The sequence below is a fragment of the Vibrio sp. ER1A genome, from assembly GCF_000733315.1.
Taxonomy (GTDB): Bacteria; Pseudomonadota; Gammaproteobacteria; order Enterobacterales; family Vibrionaceae; genus Vibrio; species Vibrio mediterranei.
Window position 1 is genome coordinate 1210124 of the sequence record NZ_JPJA01000086.1, and the last position, 20702, is coordinate 1230825.

The 20702-nt window shown below is 44.6% G+C and carries 19 protein-coding genes; 10 read left to right on the forward strand and 9 right to left on the reverse strand.

The window, feature by feature from the left end; translation table 11 throughout:
* Position 1: 1 nt before the first annotated feature.
* Positions 2 to 514 (reverse strand): nicotinate-nicotinamide nucleotide adenylyltransferase, encoded by a 513-nt coding sequence (locus tag HW45_RS12510; RefSeq protein ID WP_038222203.1) that lies wholly within the window; start codon positions 512 to 514, stop codon positions 2 to 4.
* A gap of 118 nt (positions 515 to 632) precedes the next feature.
* On the opposite strand from HW45_RS12510, the gene nadE reads away from it, so the two are divergent.
* Positions 633 to 1463, forward strand: coding sequence for an ammonia-dependent NAD(+) synthetase (gene nadE / locus HW45_RS12515; RefSeq protein WP_038227216.1), 831 nt, complete (start codon positions 633 to 635; stop codon positions 1461 to 1463).
* Between the two features lie 218 nt (positions 1464 to 1681).
* Positions 1682 to 1927, forward strand: a complete 246-nt coding sequence (locus tag HW45_RS12520) for a YdcH family protein (RefSeq protein ID WP_006070919.1) — start codon at positions 1682 to 1684, stop codon at positions 1925 to 1927.
* A gap of 62 nt (positions 1928 to 1989) precedes the next feature.
* Here the strand turns inward: HW45_RS12520 and HW45_RS12525 are convergent, their stop codons facing one another.
* The gene (locus HW45_RS12525) at positions 1990 to 3873 is read right to left on the reverse strand and encodes an MOSC N-terminal beta barrel domain-containing protein (protein WP_443083039.1); all 1884 of its coding nucleotides are present in this window, start codon (positions 3871 to 3873) and stop codon (positions 1990 to 1992) included.
* 134 nt (positions 3874 to 4007) lie between these two features.
* Here HW45_RS12525 and pyrC point away from each other — a divergent pair, with 134 nt between their 5' ends.
* Entirely contained in the window at positions 4008 to 5033 is a 1026-nt protein-coding gene (gene pyrC, locus HW45_RS12530) for a dihydroorotase (RefSeq protein WP_038227217.1), read from the forward strand.
* A 69-nt stretch (positions 5034 to 5102) separates the two neighbouring features.
* Here the strand turns inward: pyrC and HW45_RS12535 are convergent, their stop codons facing one another.
* Positions 5103 to 5381 carry a hypothetical protein gene (locus HW45_RS12535; RefSeq protein WP_006070915.1) on the reverse strand — a complete coding sequence of 93 codons (279 nt, stop codon included), beginning with the start codon at positions 5379 to 5381 and terminating at the stop codon, positions 5103 to 5105.
* Between the two features lie 96 nt (positions 5382 to 5477).
* Here HW45_RS12535 and HW45_RS12540 point away from each other — a divergent pair, with 96 nt between their 5' ends.
* The 4 genes from HW45_RS12540 to HW45_RS12555 all read left to right on the forward strand — a co-directional run bounded on the left by HW45_RS12540 (position 5478) and on the right by HW45_RS12555 (position 8891).
* Complete coding sequence (locus tag HW45_RS12540) at positions 5478 to 5786, forward strand: DUF1289 domain-containing protein (RefSeq protein ID WP_031495200.1); 309 nt, start codon at positions 5478 to 5480, stop codon at positions 5784 to 5786.
* 96 nt (positions 5787 to 5882) lie between these two features.
* A complete protein-coding gene (locus tag HW45_RS12545; protein ID WP_038227218.1) occupies positions 5883 to 6311 on the forward strand; it encodes an acyl-CoA thioesterase in 429 nt (142 codons plus the stop codon).
* 137 nt (positions 6312 to 6448) lie between these two features.
* Positions 6449 to 7369: a M14 family metallopeptidase gene (locus HW45_RS12550; RefSeq protein ID WP_038227219.1), complete on the forward strand. Its 921-nt coding sequence runs from the start codon at positions 6449 to 6451 to the stop codon at positions 7367 to 7369.
* A 208-nt stretch (positions 7370 to 7577) separates the two neighbouring features.
* A complete protein-coding gene (locus tag HW45_RS12555) occupies positions 7578 to 8891 on the forward strand; it encodes a BamA/TamA family outer membrane protein (protein ID WP_200874577.1) in 1314 nt (437 codons plus the stop codon).
* Positions 8892 to 8913: 22 nt separating this feature from the next.
* On the opposite strand, the gene HW45_RS12560 is transcribed toward HW45_RS12555, so the two are convergent.
* Positions 8914 to 9792 carry a LysR substrate-binding domain-containing protein gene (locus HW45_RS12560; RefSeq protein WP_038227220.1) on the reverse strand — a complete coding sequence of 293 codons (879 nt, stop codon included), beginning with the start codon at positions 9790 to 9792 and terminating at the stop codon, positions 8914 to 8916.
* Between the two features lie 167 nt (positions 9793 to 9959).
* Between HW45_RS12560 and nagE the strand changes: the two genes are divergently transcribed.
* From nagE to HW45_RS12575, 3 genes are all read left to right on the forward strand, one after another.
* Positions 9960 to 11432 carry an N-acetylglucosamine-specific PTS transporter subunit IIBC gene (gene nagE, locus HW45_RS12565; RefSeq protein ID WP_031494588.1) on the forward strand — a complete coding sequence of 491 codons (1473 nt, stop codon included), beginning with the start codon at positions 9960 to 9962 and terminating at the stop codon, positions 11430 to 11432.
* 371 nt (positions 11433 to 11803) lie between these two features.
* On the forward strand, positions 11804 to 12952 hold the full coding sequence (gene yiaY, locus HW45_RS12570; protein WP_038227221.1) for an L-threonine dehydrogenase: 1149 nt from the start codon (positions 11804 to 11806) through the stop codon (positions 12950 to 12952).
* 167 nt (positions 12953 to 13119) lie between these two features.
* Entirely contained in the window at positions 13120 to 13980 is an 861-nt protein-coding gene (locus tag HW45_RS12575; protein WP_038227222.1) for a helix-turn-helix transcriptional regulator, read from the forward strand.
* Positions 13981 to 14031: 51 nt separating this feature from the next.
* Here the strand turns inward: HW45_RS12575 and HW45_RS29580 are convergent, their stop codons facing one another.
* The 5 genes from HW45_RS29580 to HW45_RS12595 all read right to left on the reverse strand — a co-directional run bounded on the left by HW45_RS29580 (position 14032) and on the right by HW45_RS12595 (position 20584).
* The gene (locus tag HW45_RS29580) at positions 14032 to 14172 is read right to left on the reverse strand and encodes a hypothetical protein (RefSeq protein WP_160171217.1); all 141 of its coding nucleotides are present in this window, start codon (positions 14170 to 14172) and stop codon (positions 14032 to 14034) included.
* A 13-nt stretch (positions 14173 to 14185) separates the two neighbouring features.
* The gene (locus HW45_RS12580) at positions 14186 to 14911 is read right to left on the reverse strand and encodes a hypothetical protein (RefSeq protein ID WP_038227223.1); all 726 of its coding nucleotides are present in this window, start codon (positions 14909 to 14911) and stop codon (positions 14186 to 14188) included.
* 81 nt (positions 14912 to 14992) lie between these two features.
* Positions 14993 to 16054: a linear amide C-N hydrolase gene (locus HW45_RS12585; RefSeq protein ID WP_038227224.1), complete on the reverse strand. Its 1062-nt coding sequence runs from the start codon at positions 16052 to 16054 to the stop codon at positions 14993 to 14995.
* 242 nt (positions 16055 to 16296) lie between these two features.
* Complete coding sequence (locus HW45_RS12590) at positions 16297 to 19425, reverse strand: efflux RND transporter permease subunit (protein WP_038227225.1); 3129 nt, start codon at positions 19423 to 19425, stop codon at positions 16297 to 16299.
* Complete coding sequence (locus tag HW45_RS12595; protein WP_038227226.1) at positions 19418 to 20584, reverse strand: efflux RND transporter periplasmic adaptor subunit; 1167 nt, start codon at positions 20582 to 20584, stop codon at positions 19418 to 19420. Before HW45_RS12595 ends, HW45_RS12590 begins: the two co-directional genes overlap by 8 nt.
* Positions 20585 to 20702 lie beyond the last annotated feature (118 nt).

Below are 20702 nucleotides of genomic sequence, written 5' to 3' on the forward strand. Positions count from 1 at the left end.
ATCAATATAGCTTATGTGCGACCAAATGTTGAGCGACGCTAAGCGTCGTTAAGTGATCTACATTCAAACCTTGTGACAAACTATATCGTATCGTCGTCGAGCGGATCTTCACTTTTTCAGGGCAAGCGAGAATGGACCATCGCTCAACAATATCTTGCGCTTTATAAAACTTGCTAAAGCTGAAGAAATTGTCGGGACCAACAACAAAAGTTAGTTCAGCTTCTGGGTATCTTTTTTCTAACGCTTCCAATACAGCAAAAGTTGTCACAGAGGTTCCTGGTTCGTAAAGAGACTCTTCAATGTTGGAACGTTCAACATTGGCTTGTCCAATGTCGGAGATAAACATGTCCACTAACTGACAACGTATGCTGTAATCGAGCATACTTTTTCCCCATGCATGAGAGATACTAGGAACTAATAGTACTTTGTCAAAATGATTCAGAGATTGAATAACACTCTTATGCCCAAAGCTAGGAGGATTAAAAGCGCTACCAAATATCGCTATTTTTGTCATATGTATCTCAATAAATCGTCTCTCTGCATAGATTGACCCTAACTGTAACTTTTTTTCAGCGATTTTCGTAGGTATCATACGAGAAAATATTTTTTGCTTGCAGGAAAAGGGATCCCACATGGAACAACTAATTCGAGACGAAATGCGCGTGCTTCCGTCTATTGACCCACGCTTTGAGATTGAACGCCGCGTTGCTTTTATCAAGTCAAAACTTCAGCAATCTGGCTGCAAATCTATCGTCCTGGGTATCAGTGGTGGTGTTGACTCAACAACTTGTGGTCGCCTTGCTCAACTTGCAGTGAATGAACTGAATGAAGAAAGTAATTCTAGAGACTATCGTTTTATCGCTGTTCGCCTACCTTATGGTGAACAAAAAGATGAAGACGAAGCACAACTAGCCTTGTCTTTCATTGAACCAACTCATTCTGTTTCTGTGAACATTAAAGCGGGCGTTGACGGTTTGCACGCCGCTTCACATATAGCTCTAGAAGGCACAGGTCTACTACCAGAAGACAGCGCAAAGGTCGACTTTGTAAAAGGTAACGTAAAAGCTCGTGCTCGCATGGTTGCTCAGTATGAAATCGCGGGATACGTGGGAGGGTTAGTGCTAGGTACGGACCACTCGGCAGAAAACATTACTGGTTTCTACACCAAATTTGGTGACGGTGCTTGTGACCTTGCCCCGTTATTTGGCCTGAGCAAACGCCAAGTTCGTGAAGTAGCAGATACCCTTGGCGCGCCAGAGCAACTCGTTAAGAAAACACCGACTGCAGATCTGGAAGAACTCGCACCACAAAAAGCAGACGAAGATGCGCTCAACCTGACTTATGATCAGATTGACGATTTCCTCGAAGGTAAGCCTGTATCTCAAGAAGTCAGTGATCGCCTCGTTGCCATTTATAAAGCAACACAACATAAACGCGAGCCAATCCCAACGATCTACGACTAAGTTGATTTCCTTCATAGAGCCAGCAATTATTTGCTGGCTTTTTTTAACCCTGTGATTTACCTCTCTGAAATCAGATCTTGCCATCGCTCAACTTTTAATCAGCTTAAAGATGTGCCATTGTTATAACAGCACTAGTGATCACAAGTGCCGTTGGCGCCCAGAGTCACTTGTGCGAATGCCCAAGCGAAAACTATTGTTCACCAATAAAAGGGGTTGCTATGTTAGGCGAAGATCACTCTCTTCTGAAGGAATTTCCAGAACATCAAGACGTTATTCATGCCCTTGCGGCAAGCGATGAAGGCTTTGCAGCTGACACGAAAAACTACAACGCGCTGGATAAAGAAATTCGTGTGTTAGAACTGAACGGTTCTCCCATCGAAGATACCGAAATGCATCAACTGAAACACAATAGAGCGGTACTAAAAGATTCGTTGCATCAACGTATAGTGAGTGCTTCAAAGTAGGCAATAAATAGAAAGTCGGTGCCAGTTGGACACTGGCACCAAACAGCCTCGCAATTCTCTATTTAACTGACAATATCCACATCTGTCTGTGGTACCGCACAACAAGCTAAAACCTTTCCTTCTGCAATTTCACTGTCTTGAATCGCCGGTACGTCAGGTTGATGAACTAGGCCTGACTCTACCGTAACCTTACACGCGCCACAAAACCCCGCACGGCAACTGTGAGCAACTGCAAGACCGGCTTTTTCTGCTTGCTCTAGAATCGTTTGCTGATTGTCCCCCTCAAACACCGTACCATCTAAGCTAATTTGTACGGTTTTAACCACTTGTTCCGTTGCAGTAGCGACCCCAAAAGCCTCTTGGTGGTAGTGATCTTCAGGTAGTCCTTTCTTCAACATCAAGTTCTTTGCTTTTTGCATAAAGCCGTCAGGTCCACAAACGAAGACTTGTCTCTCAGTAAGGTCGGCAATTTGTTTTAGATGGGACAAACTAAAACGTCCTTTTAATCCCTGCCAATCCTCTGATGGTTGCGTCAGTGCCAATATCACCGTGAGATTTTTATTTTGCTTCTCTAGGTTTTTCAACTCATTCGCAAATGGGATATCAGCGTAAGTTGAACATTGATGGTAGAACACCACATCTCGTATATCGTTTTGGTCGGTAAGGTCGCGCAGCATCGACATCATCGGAGTTACGCCACTTCCTGCAGATAATAATAACAGCGGCTCATGTTCAGAGTTGGCAATATGGAATGAACCGTTAGGCTTATCGGCAATCAAGGTGTCACCTACTTGAAAATGATCAAACAGCCAATTCGATACTTCTCCACCATCAACTCGTTTCACCGATATCGCTAAGCGTCCAGGACGACTTGGACTTGATGATAAGGTATACAAGCGCTTGACCGCTTTACCATCCATACTGAGTTCTATCGGTAAATGCTGGCCTGCTTTGTAGCTTGGCATTGCACCTTTCTGAGGTTCTAACCAAAAAGTTTCAAAATTCCTCGCGACATGCTCTCGCTCGACACAAACAAATTCTTGTTTATGCGCATCCAGATCCTCGTAGTACTCTTTGTCTTTGTATTCCAGTACTTCGATAGCATCACCAGTGCGAATCATACCCTCATTCTTTGCCACAAGGTTTTGACCAAAGAACACGCCACCGCGTTCATTGGCACGGAAGCGTGAGAAGGTCGTTAGCGGTTCTTTGCTGGCTCTGAATTCCGCTTTTTCAACATCAACTGTTGTCAGAATGCAACGCTCACATGGCTTTACAGCTTCAAACTCTACATCACCGATCTTAATTCTCTTCCATGAGTCCTCGATAAATGACTCGTCCGAGTCAACCACTAAGTTGGTTCTGAATTGCTCCATACTATGTACTTCACTGCTTCGCTTATTCAATTCCGCTAGTGAACCGGAGCTAATGATAAGTAAAGGATAGCCGTCTGCAAAGCTCACATTATGACCCAGTTTTTCTCTTACCCGGTTTGATTGCTCGCCAGTGAAAAGTAGCTCAACCCTTTGATTCAATACTTCACTGAACCAATCATCCGCTTCATCTGTTGTCGTGTAAGCAGAGAAACTGTCTGCCCATACTGTAGCGGCCGTATCCTGCATTTTAAATGTACTGTATTGCAGCTTTAAAGGAGGCAGTCCAGGGTAAGTGAAGATAATACCTGTCGGTAGAAGGCTGGATGACACTTTTACCATGTTAGGGTATTTGCGTGCGGTCACCATTGAACCATCGGCCAATGCCACCATAAAACGACGGTCAAAACAAAGCCCTTGTTTTTCAACCCATGAAGAGGAAAGAGAAATACCTCCAACTGACTTAACTGGATAGATATTGATTTGGGAAAGCAGAGTAGATTTTGCCACGACTGAGCCCTTTTTGTTGTTATGTCCATTTGCAGAGCACAATGTTAACGCCTTTTTGCACATTGTCCCAGAAACATAGTGAAATCTAAGTCGTTTTCCTCTATCATCCTGTCGCCTAAACGTAAGCGATTGCATTCACATTTTTCGCGGCCGTTTAGGCTCCGTTTCAAGAAGAATCTAACTTGGTGGGAGCCCAAATGACTACATTGACTATTACTCGTCCTGACGACTGGCACGTTCACCTTCGCGATGGCGAAGTACTAAAAGATACCGTTCGTGACATCAGTCGCTACAACGGCCGCGCATTGATCATGCCTAACACTATCCCACCTGTCACTGACACTGAAATGGCACTTGCGTATAAAGCGCGCATCATGGCCGAAAAACCATCTGAGCAGTTTGAGCCTCTAATGGCGCTGTACCTAACCGACAACACCTCTCAAGAAGAAATTCGTAAAGCCAAAGCGGCTGGTGTGGTAGCAGCAAAACTGTACCCAGCTGGTGCAACAACGAACTCAGATTCTGGCGTAACTTCAGCAAAGAACATCTACTCTGTTTTAGAGACAATGGAAGAAGTTGGAATGCTACTTTTGGTTCACGGTGAAGTGACTACTCACGACGTTGACATCTTCGACCGTGAAAAAGAGTTCCTCGATACGGTACTGGCTCCAATCGTTAACGACTTCCCTAACCTTAAGATTGTTCTTGAACATATTACGACAGCCGATGCAGCTCAGTTTGTTAAAAATGCCAACGACAACGTAGCAGCAACAATTACCGCACACCACTTGATGTATAACCGCAACCATATGCTCGTTGGCGGTATCAAGCCACACTTCTACTGCCTACCAATTCTAAAACGCGGTACGCATCAACAAGCATTAGTAGAAGCGGCAACTAGCGGAAGTAAGAAGTTCTTCTTAGGTACTGACTCTGCACCACACGCTAAAGGCAAAAAAGAAGCCGCTTGTGGCTGTGCTGGCTCATACACTGCTCACGCAGCAGTAGAGTTATACGCAGAAGTATTCGAGCAAGAAGGCAAGCTAGAGAATTTAGAGGCATTCGCAAGCCACAACGGCCCAGACTTCTATGGACTACCACGTAACACAGATACTATCACGCTAGAGAAATCTGAATGGAACGTGCCAGAAACCATGCCATTCGGTAATGACATTGTTGTACCTATCCGTGGCGGAGAAACGGTCAACTGGCAAGTGAAGTAATTTTTACTGATGTACTTATCGTCAAGGCTCCCATTCTCAATGGGAGCCTTTTTTATTGATTCGGGAACGTTACTGAATCGGCAGCGACGTCATCCCAAAATGAATCGCAACTGGCAAAATTAAAGCTTGAATGAACAAGATAAAACTAATATTGCGGCTTTTTACTCGCACCAAAATTGGTGACAGTGCAAACAGCAGCAAACAGATTGCCGTTAGGGTGGAGTTATCCAAATAGAGCCACAACACTAAATATCCACTTAACAAAGCGAGCGCTATGTTGGAGAATGCAAGCTTGCGAGCTAAGGCGAGAATAAACATCACGCCAATAATTAAAAAGAGTGTCGTCATTTATTTTTGCAAATGATAATTATTACCATTTAATTCTAACGCTCTAGAACAAACTGTGCAACCTATTGATTTAAATCTATGACTAAAACTATTGCTATCGCCACTCCCTGTAAAGCCGCCTGTAAAAACGAAGGTGGCATTTGTTCTGGTTGCTTTCGTACCATGGACGAGTTGTCTGCATGGCGTTTAATGGAAGAAGAAGAACGCGATGACAAAATGGAGCAGTTAGCAGGTTCTGCAACCACACACGTTTGCCCCAAATGTGGAGAAGCCGCCTATTGTGACATCTCGGCGGGCCACGATACCTGTTGGTGTTTTGAACTGGACAAGCGCGATACCTCTTCCATCGAAAAATCCGATCTGTGTTTGTGCCGAAAATGCCTCTCAACCCTACCTATTGAATAAACCCCCAAACGGGGTACTCAACTTCGCACCGTTAATGTTGCATTATTGTTAATTCCAAAATAGAGTAAATGCACAAACTTAATAAAGGATAACAATATGGAATCATTGCTTAAGGACTACTCTGTCGTTACAGAGATCCCTGTCGCTTGGGGCGAAATGGATGCACTTAATCACGTCAATAACGCAGTGTATTTTCGATACTTTGAAACCGCGCGACTCGACTACTTCAGTCACATTAATCTAATGGAAGACATGGCAGTCACGAATATAGGCCCAGTACTTGGGGAAACCTATTGCCGCTATAAACTGCCTGTCACCTACCCCGATACATTACTTGTCGGCTCTCGAATTACTGAGGTACAAGAAGACCGCTTTAAGATGGAATATCAAGTGGTCAGCAAGAAGCTTGGCAAAGTCACCACGACGGGGACAGCCACGATCGTCATGTTTGATTTCACCACCAATCAAAAAGCCCTGATTTCTGACAAACTCATGTCAGCGATTGAACAAGCAAACCGCGATTAAACGCGATCAAACGAGCCGTTTGAACCGCTAGCTCAGTGGTCCGAAAATGATTTGTCACAATCTTCACACCATGCTCGTTGCACGTTAAACCTTGCAAAGCTATTCTTGCAGCACAAACAATATCGAGAATGGAAACCATGAAAAACCAGTTTCACTACCCTATCGGTACCCCAGGACAGAAATGGACTGAGGAAAACGTTATCCAATGGCGCGAATCGACTACTGTTAAGCGTCTGTACAGCGAAGATGTACTCCCAAAGATCGCAGCGCTAAAAGATACCTTCAATATTGAGCAATATGGTGCGCTTTCGTATGATGTTGATCGATTCCCACTCTTCGTATTAAAAACCAAATCTTGGGATTCACAGAAGCCAACGGTTCTTGTTACTGGTGGTGTTCATGGTTATGAGACTTCTGGCGTCCACGGTGCGCTTCAGTTCGCCAAAGAAAACGCCTCTCACTACGAGTCACTATTCAACATTGTTATCGCACCATGTGTCAGTCCTTGGGGTTATGAAACGATCAATCGTTGGAACCCGAATGCTGTCGACCCTAATCGCTCTTTCTATACAGATTCACCAACAGAAGAGTCTGCGAACCTCATGTCGATGGTTGCATCGTTAGATACCACTGTTTGGGCACATATCGATTTACATGAAACAACGGATACAGATGAAAGCGAGTTTCGACCAGCACTAGCGGCACGCGATGGTCTCGACTACATCGAGGACAATGTTCCTGACGGTTTCTATCTTGTCGGCAATACCGAGAATCCCGCAGATGAATTTCAAGCGACGATCATCCAGCATGTAGAAAAAGTGACTCATATTGCCCCGCCAGACCAAAATGGCAATATTATCGGTTCTAAAGTCGTTCAGCATGGCGTCATCAATTACCCACTGAAAAAGCTCAGCCTTTGCACCGGCATGACGGATTGTGAGTACTCAACCACAACTGAAGTTTATCCAGACAGTCCAAAAGTCACCTCACAAGAGTGTAACGATGCTCAAGTCGCATCTGTCATTGGGGCTTTGGAATATTTAAAGGCGCGTATGTAGTAATCTTCACTCGTGACTTTATACTCTATGACCCAAGCTACGGCTTGGGTTTTCTATATTCGCGCCAATAACCACCAAATTTACAAAACCATTGTTAAAAAGCCGCCAAAATAACCACTTAGTGTTTTCTATCTCCTAAAATAACGTTAGGCTATTTATCGTTACACCATAATAAGAATGAAAAATCTCACAAGGAAGTCTAACTCGTATGACATACCGCCGTTTTATAAGTGTCATCGCTGCTATATCGTGCTCACTCACTGCAGTGGTGGCGCAAGGAGCGACACCAACTAACGTCAAGTCGCGTATTGACCGACAGGAAACGCCAGACAGAATTAGAGAATCCATGGTACTGCCTTACCTATTTAGTACGGAAACCATGGGGCTAAATGTCGGTGTTGGCGGCATGATAAAAGGTATCTACCAAGACCAGATGACCATAGGTGGCACTGTCTTTGGAGGTGAAACCAGTTATGCACTAGCTGGAGGTGTTTGGAACTACATGATTCCAGGAACCGAACGCGTGTTCTTGAGTGCATACGGCATGTTTGGGTATTACCCAAAACAACGTGCTTATACTTCAGGTAATGCCTATTACACCCCACCTCGTCCCGGTAGCAATGGCTCATCTAATCTAGATTATTTGGAAGCGGATGGCGCATCTAACTGGTTTGATATCAAGATGGAGTATGTACTTCCTATTGGTGTAACCAGAGACAAAGGACTCGTTGACTATCAGATCCGCAACGGTTTGTTAGTCTCAGAGCCTTCCGGAGGTAAAGAGTGGAATCCGTTGACCAGCGGCTCAACTATCTTTGTAGCTCGCCAATTTAATCGATACCAATCTTTTGAGTTTCAACAAGGGGACGTCGACGGCGCGATTCATGCGATGGAGTTTGGCATACTCTACGATAATACCGACTTTGCCCCCAACCCTTCCTACGGTAGCCGACAATACATCGCAACTTCTCACGATTGGGGCTGGTTTGAGTCTAAAAAGCAGTGGTCGTTCAACGAACTTGATATGAGCAAATACTTTTCTCTCGGCAAGTCGGATTGGGCATCACAACGAATTATCGCGATGAACTTCTGGACCGGTTATTCACCTACTTGGGAAGTGACGGATAACCCTAATGGCACACAGTCTATAAACGGAAATGCACCTTATAATGAGGGGGCAACTTTAGGTGGCTTTACTCGTATGCGTGGCTACGACAATAACCGATTCCACGACAAAGCCGTGATTTATGGCTCTGCAGAATATCGTTATACGTTGGCCTATAACCCTATTAAAGATATCTCTTGGTTGAATTTCTTGAGAGTAGACTGGATCCAACTTGTAGGCTTTGTTGAGGTAGGTCGCGTAGGTTCTGCCTACACGGCGAACGAACTTCTTACCGATCTCAAGTACGATGGCGGCGCATCAGTTCGTGCATTGATGGCCGGATTGGTCGTTCGTGCCGATTTAGCTAAGTCTCCAGAAAGCACTAACTTCTGGATTATGGTTGATCATCCATTCTAAATTTTCGTTCCGATAGCCAACACTAGAGTTGGCTATCGATCCAATGAATAAATGTCCGGATTTTTGGTCTTTCTTCATGACCATTTAGACATACCAAATCATAAGTTTGGCTAGTGCTCATTGAAGGGTAAGGGCAAACCAACTCGCCTCTCTCAATATAGTCTTTAACAAAATAATACCTCCCCATCGCTAAGCCAAGTGAGTTCAGGGCTCCGGTCAGGTCTAACCCTCGATGCCCAACACAATAAAAGTGTCTAAAGATATTGAGATCATAGTCGTGATATTTAATCCAGCGCTCCCAGACATTTGACCCTAATGCATGTATAAGATTGACCTCTTTCAGTCCATCTAGGCCACGTTCAAAGAGCTTAAATCGTTGAGCGTATTCAGGCGAACAAATAGGAATATAGCGCTCACCAAAGAGAGGTTTAACGAAGCAGTCCTTTGGTTTGTCATCGCCATAATAAAACGCGATATCAACTTGGTCATTCTCGAAGTTCTGTTGCTCTTCGTGGACAAGAATATTTACATTAAAGTTGGGGTAGCGCTGATTAAAACCTTTGAGTCTTGGTACTAACCAAGACGAGGCAAAATTTGGCGAACTGGCTATCGTGATCTCCCCACTCATATCCGTCGATTTAATTTCTTCGATCTCACCAAAAATGGAGTACAACGATTTTGAAAGCGTTTGATGAAACCGTTCGCCCTCCTCTGTAAGCCCCAGTTTCCTTGTTCCTCGGGTGAATAGATTAAAACCAAGCGACTTCTCAAGCACCTTAATTCGATGGCTCACAGCACCTTGAGTCAAGTGCAATTCCTTCGCTGCAAGGGTAAAACTCAGTACTTTTGCTGCGACATGGAAGGTATGCAGATTCCTCAATAAGGTTTGTTCATTCGCCATAACACGGCCTCTACTTATTAAAATTTTTAATCCATAGTACCCGAAAATTAGTTTGTTCGCATCGATAAATAAGTTTCAAATAGCAACTAGAAAACGAATAAACACCCTGTCGTTGCAAGCAAGTACAGGGCGCAAGTTCCGTGAATAATAAACACAAAGAGGTTTGAATGAACATACTCGGCTATATGCAAAAAGTAGGTAAGGCATTAATGGTTCCAGTGGCCACCCTGCCTGCCGCTGCGATTTTAATGGGGGTTGGATATTGGTTGGATCCAACAGGTTGGGGAGCAGACAGTACCCTTGCTGCGTTTTTAATTAAGTCCGGCGGTGCAATCATCGATAACATGGCAGTGTTGTTTGCCGTTGGTGTTGCATTTGGTTTAAGCAAGGACAAAAATGGCTCTGCTGCATTGTCTGGTTTTATCTGCTTCTTAGTACTGACAACTCTTCTTTCTCCAGAAACCGTGCAGCAACTTAAAGGTATTAGTGCTGACGAAGTTCCGGCAGCCTTTGGCAAAATCTCCAACCAATTTGTTGGTATTATTGTCGGTATAGTCTCTGCTGAAATCTACAATCGCTACTCAGGTGTAACGCTACCTAAAGCGCTGGCATTCTTCAGTGGAAAGCGCCTAGTCCCTATTCTGACTTCTATTGCGGGTATGCTGTTAGCCTTCGTGCTTCTATATGTCTGGCCTGTAGTGTATGACGCTCTTATCGTGTTCGGTGTTAAACTTCAATCTATGGGTGCATTAGGAGCAGGTCTATTTGGCTTCTTTAACCGATTAATGTTGACCGTTGGCATGCACCACGCCCTGTACCCTGTTTTCTGGTTTGATGTCGTTGGCATTAATGACATTCCTAACTTCTTAGGCGGTGCTCAGTCTATTGCTAATGGAACAGCTACGGTTGGTGTGACTGGCATGTATCAAGCGGGCTTCTTCCCAATCATGATGTTTGGTCTTCCTGGTGCAGCATTGGCGATTTACCACTGTGCAGATAAAAAGAACAAATCAGCCGTGTTCTCTATCATGCTTGCTGCTGCGATGGCCTCTTTCTTTACAGGAATTACTGAGCCACTAGAGTTTAGCTTTATGTTCCTAGCTCCAGGTCTGTACTTACTTCACGCCGTACTGACTGGTATTTCACTATATATTGCTGCAAGTATGCAGTGGATCGCAGGATTTGGTTTCTCCGCCGGTTTTGTCGACCTAGTCCTGTCTAGTCAAAACCCGCTTGCTGTTCAGTGGTATATGCTTATTGTGCAGGGCTTAGTTTTCTTCGCCATTTACTACTGCGTGTTCCGTTTCGCTATTTTGAAATTCAACTTAAAAACGCCAGGTCGTGGTGAAGACATGGCTCCAGAGCAAGAAACAGCGGTAGGCGGTGATCAAGGTATCGAAGGCTTAACTCACCAGTATATTGAAGCCCTAGGTGGTAGTGACAATATTACTGAAGTAGACAATTGTATTACTCGCCTACGCCTATCAGTAAAAGACTCTGGCATTGTAGACAAAGAAAAACTCAAACAACTTGGTGCCGCAGGTGTTGTTCCAGTTGGTAAGAACGGTATTCAAGTCATCATAGGACTAGGAAAGGTCGACAAAGTCGCCGAACAGATGAAAGTCGCTTTAGCGCAATGATAACGGACTCGTGATGTAAACCCTTTCTCAATTTGTTGAATCACCTTCAACAGAGAAAAATCGGCGGTATCACCTTACCGCCTCCCCCTCGAAGTGCAGAGTCGCTTAGTCACCGACTTTGCACTTCTTTTTAATCCGCTAACCTACTAATTTATAATATAAATATTCTCATAACATTCAGGCTAATCAAATTTCGACTATTTCTATAAAATCTGCGCTAGTTTGCTATTCAAACCTACTGTTACTCTTCAATCAACGATAAAAAGCACCTCTAAAGTGGTAGTACGAGTGCATTACTGCCCCCGCGGTAATGCCACTGTTTCTTGAGATGTGCGGTCAAAAATATTATTAAACATTGAACGAGGTAGAGCATGTCTAACGCTTTCTATATTCCATCATTAAACCTAATGGGTGTCGGCTGTCTTGAAGAAGCGGTAAACGCTATCAAATCACATGGCTTTACTAAAGCTCTTATCGTTACCGACAAGGTTTTAAACGAGCTGGGCGCAGTAAGTAAACTCACTAGTTTGCTTGATAGTGCAAACGTAGCAGCGGTTGTGTTTTACGAGACTAAACCAAACCCAACTATCGAGAACGTGAACGATGGCTTAGCGCTACTAAAAGGCAATCAGTGTGATTGTGTGATTTCATTCGGTGGCGGCTCCCCTCATGATTGCGCAAAAGGTATCGCATTGCTTGCGACTAACGGCGGAGAAATCAAAGACTACGAAGGTGTTGATGTATCAGCGAAGCCTCAGTTACCGCTGATCTCAATCAATACAACGGCAGGCACTGCTTCTGAAATGACACGTTTCTGCATCATCACAGATGAGGCTCGCCACATCAAAATGGCAATTGTAGACAAGAATGTGACGCCAATTATCTCTGTAAACGACCCTGAGTTGATGCTGGCTAAGCCCGCGTCTCTTACAGCGGCAACTGGGATGGACGCACTTACGCACGCGATTGAAGCTTATGTGTCTATCGCAGCTACACCAGTCACGGATGCCGTTGCGATCAAAGCTATCGAAATGGTGCAAGCAAACCTTCGTGAGGCGGTGCAAAACGGTGACAATCTAACTGCACGTGACAACATGGCTTATGCGCAGTTTATGGCAGGTATGGCGTTTAACAATGCTTCACTGGGCTATGTTCACGCTATCGCTCACCAACTTGGTGGCTTCTACGATCTTCCTCATGGTGTATGTAACGCAATCTTGCTACCACACGTTCAGCAATATAACGCTAAGGTAGTACCTGCACGCCTAGCTGACGTCGCGCGCGCCATGGGTGTTGATACTAATGGCATGACTGATGAGCAAGCCGCGAATGCTGGTCTTGATGCTATTCGTCAGCTATCTAAAGATGTGAACATTCCGGCTGGTCTTGAACAGCTTGGTGTAAAGCGCGACGACTTCGATGTACTTGCAGAGAACGCGCTAAAAGACGCTTGTGGTTTCACCAACCCTAAACAAGCAAGCCACGAAGAAATCGTAGCCATCTTAGATTCAGCGCTGTAATTATTCGACACGTTTAACGTGCAACATCACAAAAATGCAGGCCAACCGATTGCCTGCATTTTTGCGTTTAAAAAGCTCCCGCCTTTCCTAACTCAGATCAATGTTACCTTCTTGCCATCTCCCTACTATTAGCTTTCAGGCGATGAAAACAGAAAGACGCATTATTTATGCATAAACTAAACAGCTTTAGTCGAGTGGCAGAACGTGAGTACGCACTATCTACCGGTAGCTTAAACTTACTCTATTACGATCTTCCAAAAGACTTTCACGATGAGTACCGCTCTTACGATGCTCCTCGCCTGTGTACCATTTTAAAAGGCACCAAATCGGTGAGTGTCAATCAGTCGCAGAGCTTCCAATACAACCGTGACCAATTTGTTCTGTTACCACCTAATTCGAACATCTACATGAAGATGCCTGAGTACACCAAAGCACTGGTGTATGAATTCGATGAACAAATGATTGAAGGCGTCAGTCAACGTGTTGCTGATACTCTAGAAGTCGATTCACCAACAGCATTAGAGTCACAAAGTTTCGCGGTCAATTCCATCGACAAAAGAATCGACAAACTACACACTCGAATGCAAGAGATCCTTCGAGAGCAAGAAGCCTGCATGGACTTTCTAATCGACCTGACCGGACAAGAATTGGTGTTTGAGTTGCTGCGCAATAATACTTGCCAAAGTATCATCTCGAACCATCGCTCTCACCCCATCAGTAAAGCGATTAGGATTATGAATTCACCGATGGGACTAAAGATGACGTTAGCTCAGGTAGCAGAAGAAGTGGGATTGTCTCAGTCGAGTTTTTCACAGAAATTTAAAGCAGCAACACAGCTAAGCCCTAAACAATACCTCACTCAAGTTAGACTGCAGTCCTCAAAACAAAGTCTCAACAAATTGAGTGTTACTGATGCTGCCTATGAAGCCGGATATGACAATATTTCTCACTACATAAGACTGTTTAAGAATGCTTACGGCCTAACTCCAAAGCAATACCAACGTTCGCTAATTCATGGCAGTCATTAAAAATGGTGCCTTAATTAAAAGGCACCTCCTGTTCTAATCGTCGCTAGAACACTATTCAGCGTTATTCTTGTCTGAACTCCAGCGACGAAGTTCAAACCAAAACATCATAAAGGCCGCACCAATTAGAAACGCCAAAATAAAACTGCGGTCATCCATGACACACATGGCAACTATGTCTAGTGTGTCTTCCACCGGTTTACCTCAGCTAAAAGTAATAGCTGGCTTGTAGCCAACTGACCGTGTCTTTCTTGCTCACTTTATTGTCCGCGGTATGCTCAACTTTGAAACCAATGGACGCATAATCAGTCACCATATAGCCACCGCCAATTTCTATTTGTGGAACAAACTCTTTGGCGCGAGTAATGTATGTCGCTTTAGGGTTGGCATAGAGCCAGTGACCAGCATCAAACCCATACATCGCATAAAGACCGCCTTGAACTAACGCCGAGTTTTTAAAGGATGATTTACCTTCTACCGCGATGTCGTGTTTGCTATCCATATAGCCGCCGTAGAGCATTGGAAACACAGAGAGATTAGGGGTAAGTTCGATCTTGTAGATAGCACCCGCTAGCGTCGTCGTGGTATTTCGATTTCCGATGACATCCAGGGAATAACCTAGGCCGTCGTTAACCTTAAAATAGCGAACGCGGTAATCTATATCTGTCTTGCCTTCAATATCTTTCTTGTCACCGATACCTAAATCAGCGAAGACCATATGCCCTTGCCCCCAACCGAACACACTGTTGAGTTGAGTACGATCGTTTGATCTAGACAGTCCAACCATTGAGAATAGAGCCGTCGGATCGCCATAATTAATATCTTGAATTGAAGCTTCTGGAGCGACATCTTTTTGGTGAGTCGATGTCACTTCATTTGCCCAAACGCCCGCAGTAATCAAACTTAGAGCCATGGCAGTTATAGTGTTTTTCATATTTATACCTAATTAAACAAAAATCCCTTTAATTAGGTCATCCGTGGATTTCACAAGGCATTGCCAGAGTGATAAGAAGGGTTAACTACACGTAGAGAAGGTAGCGACATTTGATAGCTCAGCTTGTTCTACTAAATCAGCACATGATACGGTTTTGATGTCGTTAAGCTGACTGAGGTCGATGCGAATCTCACTGTACGTATCAAAGTTGCGCATCTTGAATGAGCCATTTTCGAAGTTGTAGGTATATTGAATCCAGCTGGCATATGTTTCACCGTTTGCTGGGTCAATAATGTCTTGGGGCACTAGATTCCCTGAATCGAATGTGGATTGGAGCTTACCCTCTGTCTGTGCCCATGAAGCCTGTGGGTCAAACTTAACATGAGCAGAGTTGTACAAGCCTCGTAGCATTCTTTCTGGGGATGAGATAGTAGAACCGATGTTATGACCATTTTCGACATGATTGAAGTCACCTACTTTTGTCGCATTCTCATCGTGATATTGCTGCAAAGGGGCGTTCACCATTACTCGCAGTTTGTCGTTCACAGAACCGCGATGCACCATCATTTTGCCGCCTTCATTGAGCTCAAACAAAGCAATGTCACCAGATTTGTCCTGTACCGAAATATGCAAGCCATGCTGGGTACCATGAATACCATCGGCCCAAGCAAACTGGAATTCATTTGCTTCAAACGCAGTGACCGCTTCTTCTACCGTTTTAAAGTTTTGCGCCATAAAAGCTGCGGCATCACCCCAGTTAACTGCCGGTGCACCGGTGTCCTTGTAATCCTTGATGAATGCTTGCGAATCGTACATATATAAAGTTGAAGCAGATAAACCTTGATTGTTGATAGCCTCACCCGATGTATCAACAAACACGGCACGTTCTTCTAAGTTCAATGTCGGATACTTCACCGTCCATTTCGCCGCAGTTTTGTACGATGGAACCGCTTTAGTTGCCACCTCAACACCCGCTGGTGACATAATCGCATACGTACCAAGTTTCTGTCCCCAATCAAGTGTTCTAACTTGAGATACACCATATGGCGTATCAAGCGTGATGCGAGAACATGCGTTGGCGGTTCCAACGAGTACACTTGATGCTGTAGCAGCTAATGTAAGCGCGATAATTGTCTTCTTCATTTTCAACTCTCTAATATGTTCACGGTAGCAAAACCGTGTTTTGTCACCTGTTGATAGAGCGAATTTTAATCGCTGAGTAGAAGTACATCAAAGTGATTAGTATATAAATATCGAATAGGTTAGTCGAAAAGAGGAAGTAGTAAGGCAGGAAACATCAACCCTTTCCCTCTAGCTTACAGCACCAAAGGGAAAGGTTAGTTTTAATGATTACAATGAATTAAAATCGAAAACCATCACAACAATCATACTGCTGTTGTGTTTTGATTATCTTTAACTGGAAAGTACACTCGTTTCAGTTTGCTAAAAGCTTTGCCTATATCCTCAAGAATCACATATAAGCACGGAACGGCAATGAGAGTTACCACGGTGGCGTACATCACAGCAAAGCCTAAAGCAACGGCCATAGGTTTAACAAACGCCGCCTGAAGACTGGTCTCGAACATGATGGGCAACACCCCAAAGAACGTAGTGATAGAGGTCAGCGTTATCGCCCTAAACCTCGCACAGCCAGCTTCAACCACGGCTTGCTTCGCACAATCACACCGCGCTTTGATTTGGTTGACATAATCAGTCATCACTAACGAGTCATTAATCACAACCCCTGCCGCCGCAATCAAACCAAATGTGGACATCATGCTCATATCAAGGCCATAGAAATAGTGCCCCCATATCGCACCCGTTAGGCTAAACGGAATAACAGACATAATGATAAACGGCTGGGCATAACTTTTTAATGGCACAGCTAATAGAATGTAAACCGTTATCATCCCTGCAATAAAGAACACTATCTGCTCTGCTTTTTGCTTTTGTTGTTCTTCAATCGTGCCACCTAACTCAGTTTTCACTTCAGGGAATTGAGCGCGTAGTTCCGGAAGCACATTATCTTCAATATTCTTCACTGCTCTATCGGGTTCAATCACCGCTTCGTCAATAGAACCATAGATATAAACCGTTCTAAAACCATTCTCCCGTCGTATTTGGTTGATGCCCGGCTTACTGGTGATGTTAACCACATCGCCCAACATCACTTTTTTGCCTGATGGGGTATTAATCAAGGCATAGCGCAGTGAAGAGAACGCTTCTCGGGTCAACTTAGGGTAGCGAACCATTACCCTGACTTCTTCAGTATTCCGAAGTACTCGCTGCGCCTCTCCACCATAAAAGCTGCCACCAACCTGCGACGCTACATTAGCTAGATCCAGTCCGAGATCATAAGCCACAGGTTTCAGCGAAAGTTGTACTTCACGACTGCCAGTATCCATCGAAGAACTGATATCAAACAACCCCGTCTGGAGCTGAAGCTTTGAAATAAGCTCACGTCCAGCGGCATTCAGCACTTCCATATCGGGGCCATACAGCAAATAACCAAACTCATCGCCCTCTTCGCCACCAGCCACATTATCGTTAATAACAATGGATTTCAGACCAACAATCGTCGGCATTTTTTCACGCCAACGACGAGACAGCTCAAACGCATCAACTGGACGCACGTCTTCATCAACCAGAGGAAGGATGATCATGCCTTCGGTGCGACTAGTGTTAATCGTCATCATGTCACGAATAACAGGCTGCCCGTACTCTTGCTCTATATCCTTATCGACCTCACTCACCACTTTTTCAAGAGTGAGTAACGCATCAATCGTTTGTTCATCGGACGCATTGCTGTTCATCTCAATTTTAATCATTGGAAAGTCAGACGGAACTTTAGGGCTTGGGATCATACGCACATGACCTGACGTCAGCATTGCCGCACTGATAACCAAAATTGCGATAAAGCCAGCCATCACAGACCAACGCCACTCCACACACCACGACACGGTGCGCTTGTATGGCCCATTAACAAAGCGGAAAAATGAGCGATTGAAACGGGCACGATAACTGTTCTCTTTGACTGGGGTAAATTTGGTATGAGCCAAATGCGCTGGCAGGATGAGTTTCGACTCTATCAAGCTGAAAATCAGACAGAAAATAACAACAATTGAGAGACCATAGAAAAACGCTTTCTCTGGTCCTGTCGAGAATAAGAACGGAACAAACACAGCAATAGTTGTCAGTACCCCAAATGTTGCAGGGGTTGCGACACGCTGAGCGCCGCGCACGACATTGGTGACCCCTCCACCTTCTTTTTCAACCTCGGTGTAGACACTTTCTCCTATGACTATGGCGTCATCTACCACAATACCGAGCACCATAATAAACGCGAACAGTGTGATGATATTGATACTGACATCAAACAGCGGCATCAGCATAACCGCTCCCAAGAAACAGACCGGTAAACCAACCATAACCCACATAGCTAAGCGGAATCGCAGGAAAATGGTCAGCAAAACCGCTACCAAAACCGCACCTTGCAACAGGTTCTTAAGCATCATATCCAGTCGAGCATTCAAATAGAACGTCATATCCATCAAAGTGTTGAGCTGAATACCATGAGGTAACGTTTGATTTCTTGCGTCAATAAAGCGCTTCACCGTTTCGGCCACAGGCACCATATTTTGGGTTTTCGTTGCCTTTACCGTCAAATAGATGCCGTTCTCACCTGAATACTTAAAGTAGTGTTGCCCTTCAGTAAACTCGTCTTTTATTTTGGCAATATCACCCAACAAGACCTTGGAGCCATTGGCGCCGACTTTGACGGGTATCTGCCGAAATTCAAAACCGTCGTAGTACTGGTTCTCAATTCGAATCGACACTAAACCCGTACTAGTCCTGACTTGTCCTGCGGAAAAATTTGCCGAGTATTTTTGAATCGCCGCTACTACGTCGTCAAGCGTTAGATCATAGGTTCGTAGCTCATCTGGGTGAATTTCAATACCGATTTCATCGGGTGGAGAGCTGACTTCAACCAAAGAAACGTCATTAAGCTGTAATAGTTCTTTCTCTACCTGCTTCGCAATGGTTTTCAGCTCTGATAACGACGTATTGCCTGACAGCACCATACCAATAACGTCTTGCTTAAACTCTATCTGCGTGACCTTAATCGGCTCCATCGCCTTGGGGAAACTAGCTATGGCATCGACTCGCTGCTTTACCTTATCCAGTACTTCCATAAGGTTTGCCTTGGTATCAATTTCCAAAGTTACCGCACCGCCACCTCGATAAGCGTCAGTCACCGCTTTTTTAATCTCGGTGACATCTTTCAGAGACTCTTCCACTTTGATTAGGATCGTCTCTTCTATTTCCTGAGCAGAAACCCCTGGGTAAGACGCTGTCACATTAATGTAGTTGATTTCAAAATTTGGGAACATCTGGCGCTGAATCAGAAAGTAGCTGACGGTTCCCATGATCAAGATAAACGCCATCAAAAGGTTGGCGGCTACCGAGTTATTGGCAAAAAGGGCGATAATGCCGCGTTGAGTGGACTTACTCACTGGCTTCTCCTTGGTTCACCAATACCTCTGAATTACTATTCGAGCGAATCACCGACATTCCAATTTGCGGGAACTCGGGCACAGTTAATACCAGCTCATCGCCTGTTTTCACACCAGAATCGATAAAGAAGTTTGCCTGCTCTTCACGCAAAACATGGACACTTTTAGGGACGAGCTTGTCTTCTTGATCGACAACCCAGACTCGCTCATCAGTGACCAACTCTTGCGGCACTTTAAACAGGTTTGGGATCTGTTTACCGTTGAAGACCACTTCAACATATGAACCAAAAGGTAATGGTTTGGCATCCGTTGTCAGCGCATAAGGGTCCTTGATTCGAATCACTAGGTTTGCCATACGCGTAGCACTGTCTACCACTCCTAGATCTCGCATAATCACACCATCTCGAACCGAGTTAGTGCGACCTTTAGAAATGACGTCGGCTTTCACTCCTACAATATTGTCAGGTAAGAAAGGCGCGTCGAAGCCTGCAATGGGTACCATCACCTCTGCTGATTCAATGTTATTCAGCTCCGCAACTTGTGCGCCTGAAGTAATGTACTGACCAACACCGATGCTTCTGGAGACCACCAACGCATCATAAGGCGCTTCAACTTCACAGTTGGCAAGATCACGATTGGCTCTGCGCAATGCAGCCTGCGCCGATTTAACGCTGGCCTCTGCGCTTAGCACTTGAGGAATACGCAGATAGAGGTCCGAGACTTGGGTATCTTTGATTTTCTTTGCCTGTCTTTCGGCAACTTTCGCCTTAGCACGCTCTTCAATTAAGGCCGCTTGCGCCTGCGCAAGTTGTGCTTGGGCTTGCAGCACCGCTGCTTGATAGTTATCTTTTTCGATGGTGAAAAGAATTTCGCCGCGTTTTACCACGCCGCCTGCCACAAAGTTCGGATGCCAACTGGTAACTTCACCGGAAACTTGTGTTGATAACGCAGTGCGCTCAAGTGGCACTACCTCACCAAAACTTGAGATTTGCACCTGATGATTTTCGGCTTTTAGGATTTGGGTTTTAACTCTTGGGACGGTATCGACTTGTTTTTGGTCTTCAATTTCTGGAGCCGTTTGCTCCACTAGCATAAAGCCACCAGCGGCCACACCTAAAATCGCGAATGGTAGAATCCATTTAATACTGCGCTTGAACATAGCTTCCCTTGATTTATATTCTTCTGCTTTGATTATTGTACGTAATTTCAGCTAGAGAAACTGTAAGGAAACCTCATCTTTTTCTGTGTTTGTGTGAAGAGCAGCAATAAGAACAAGA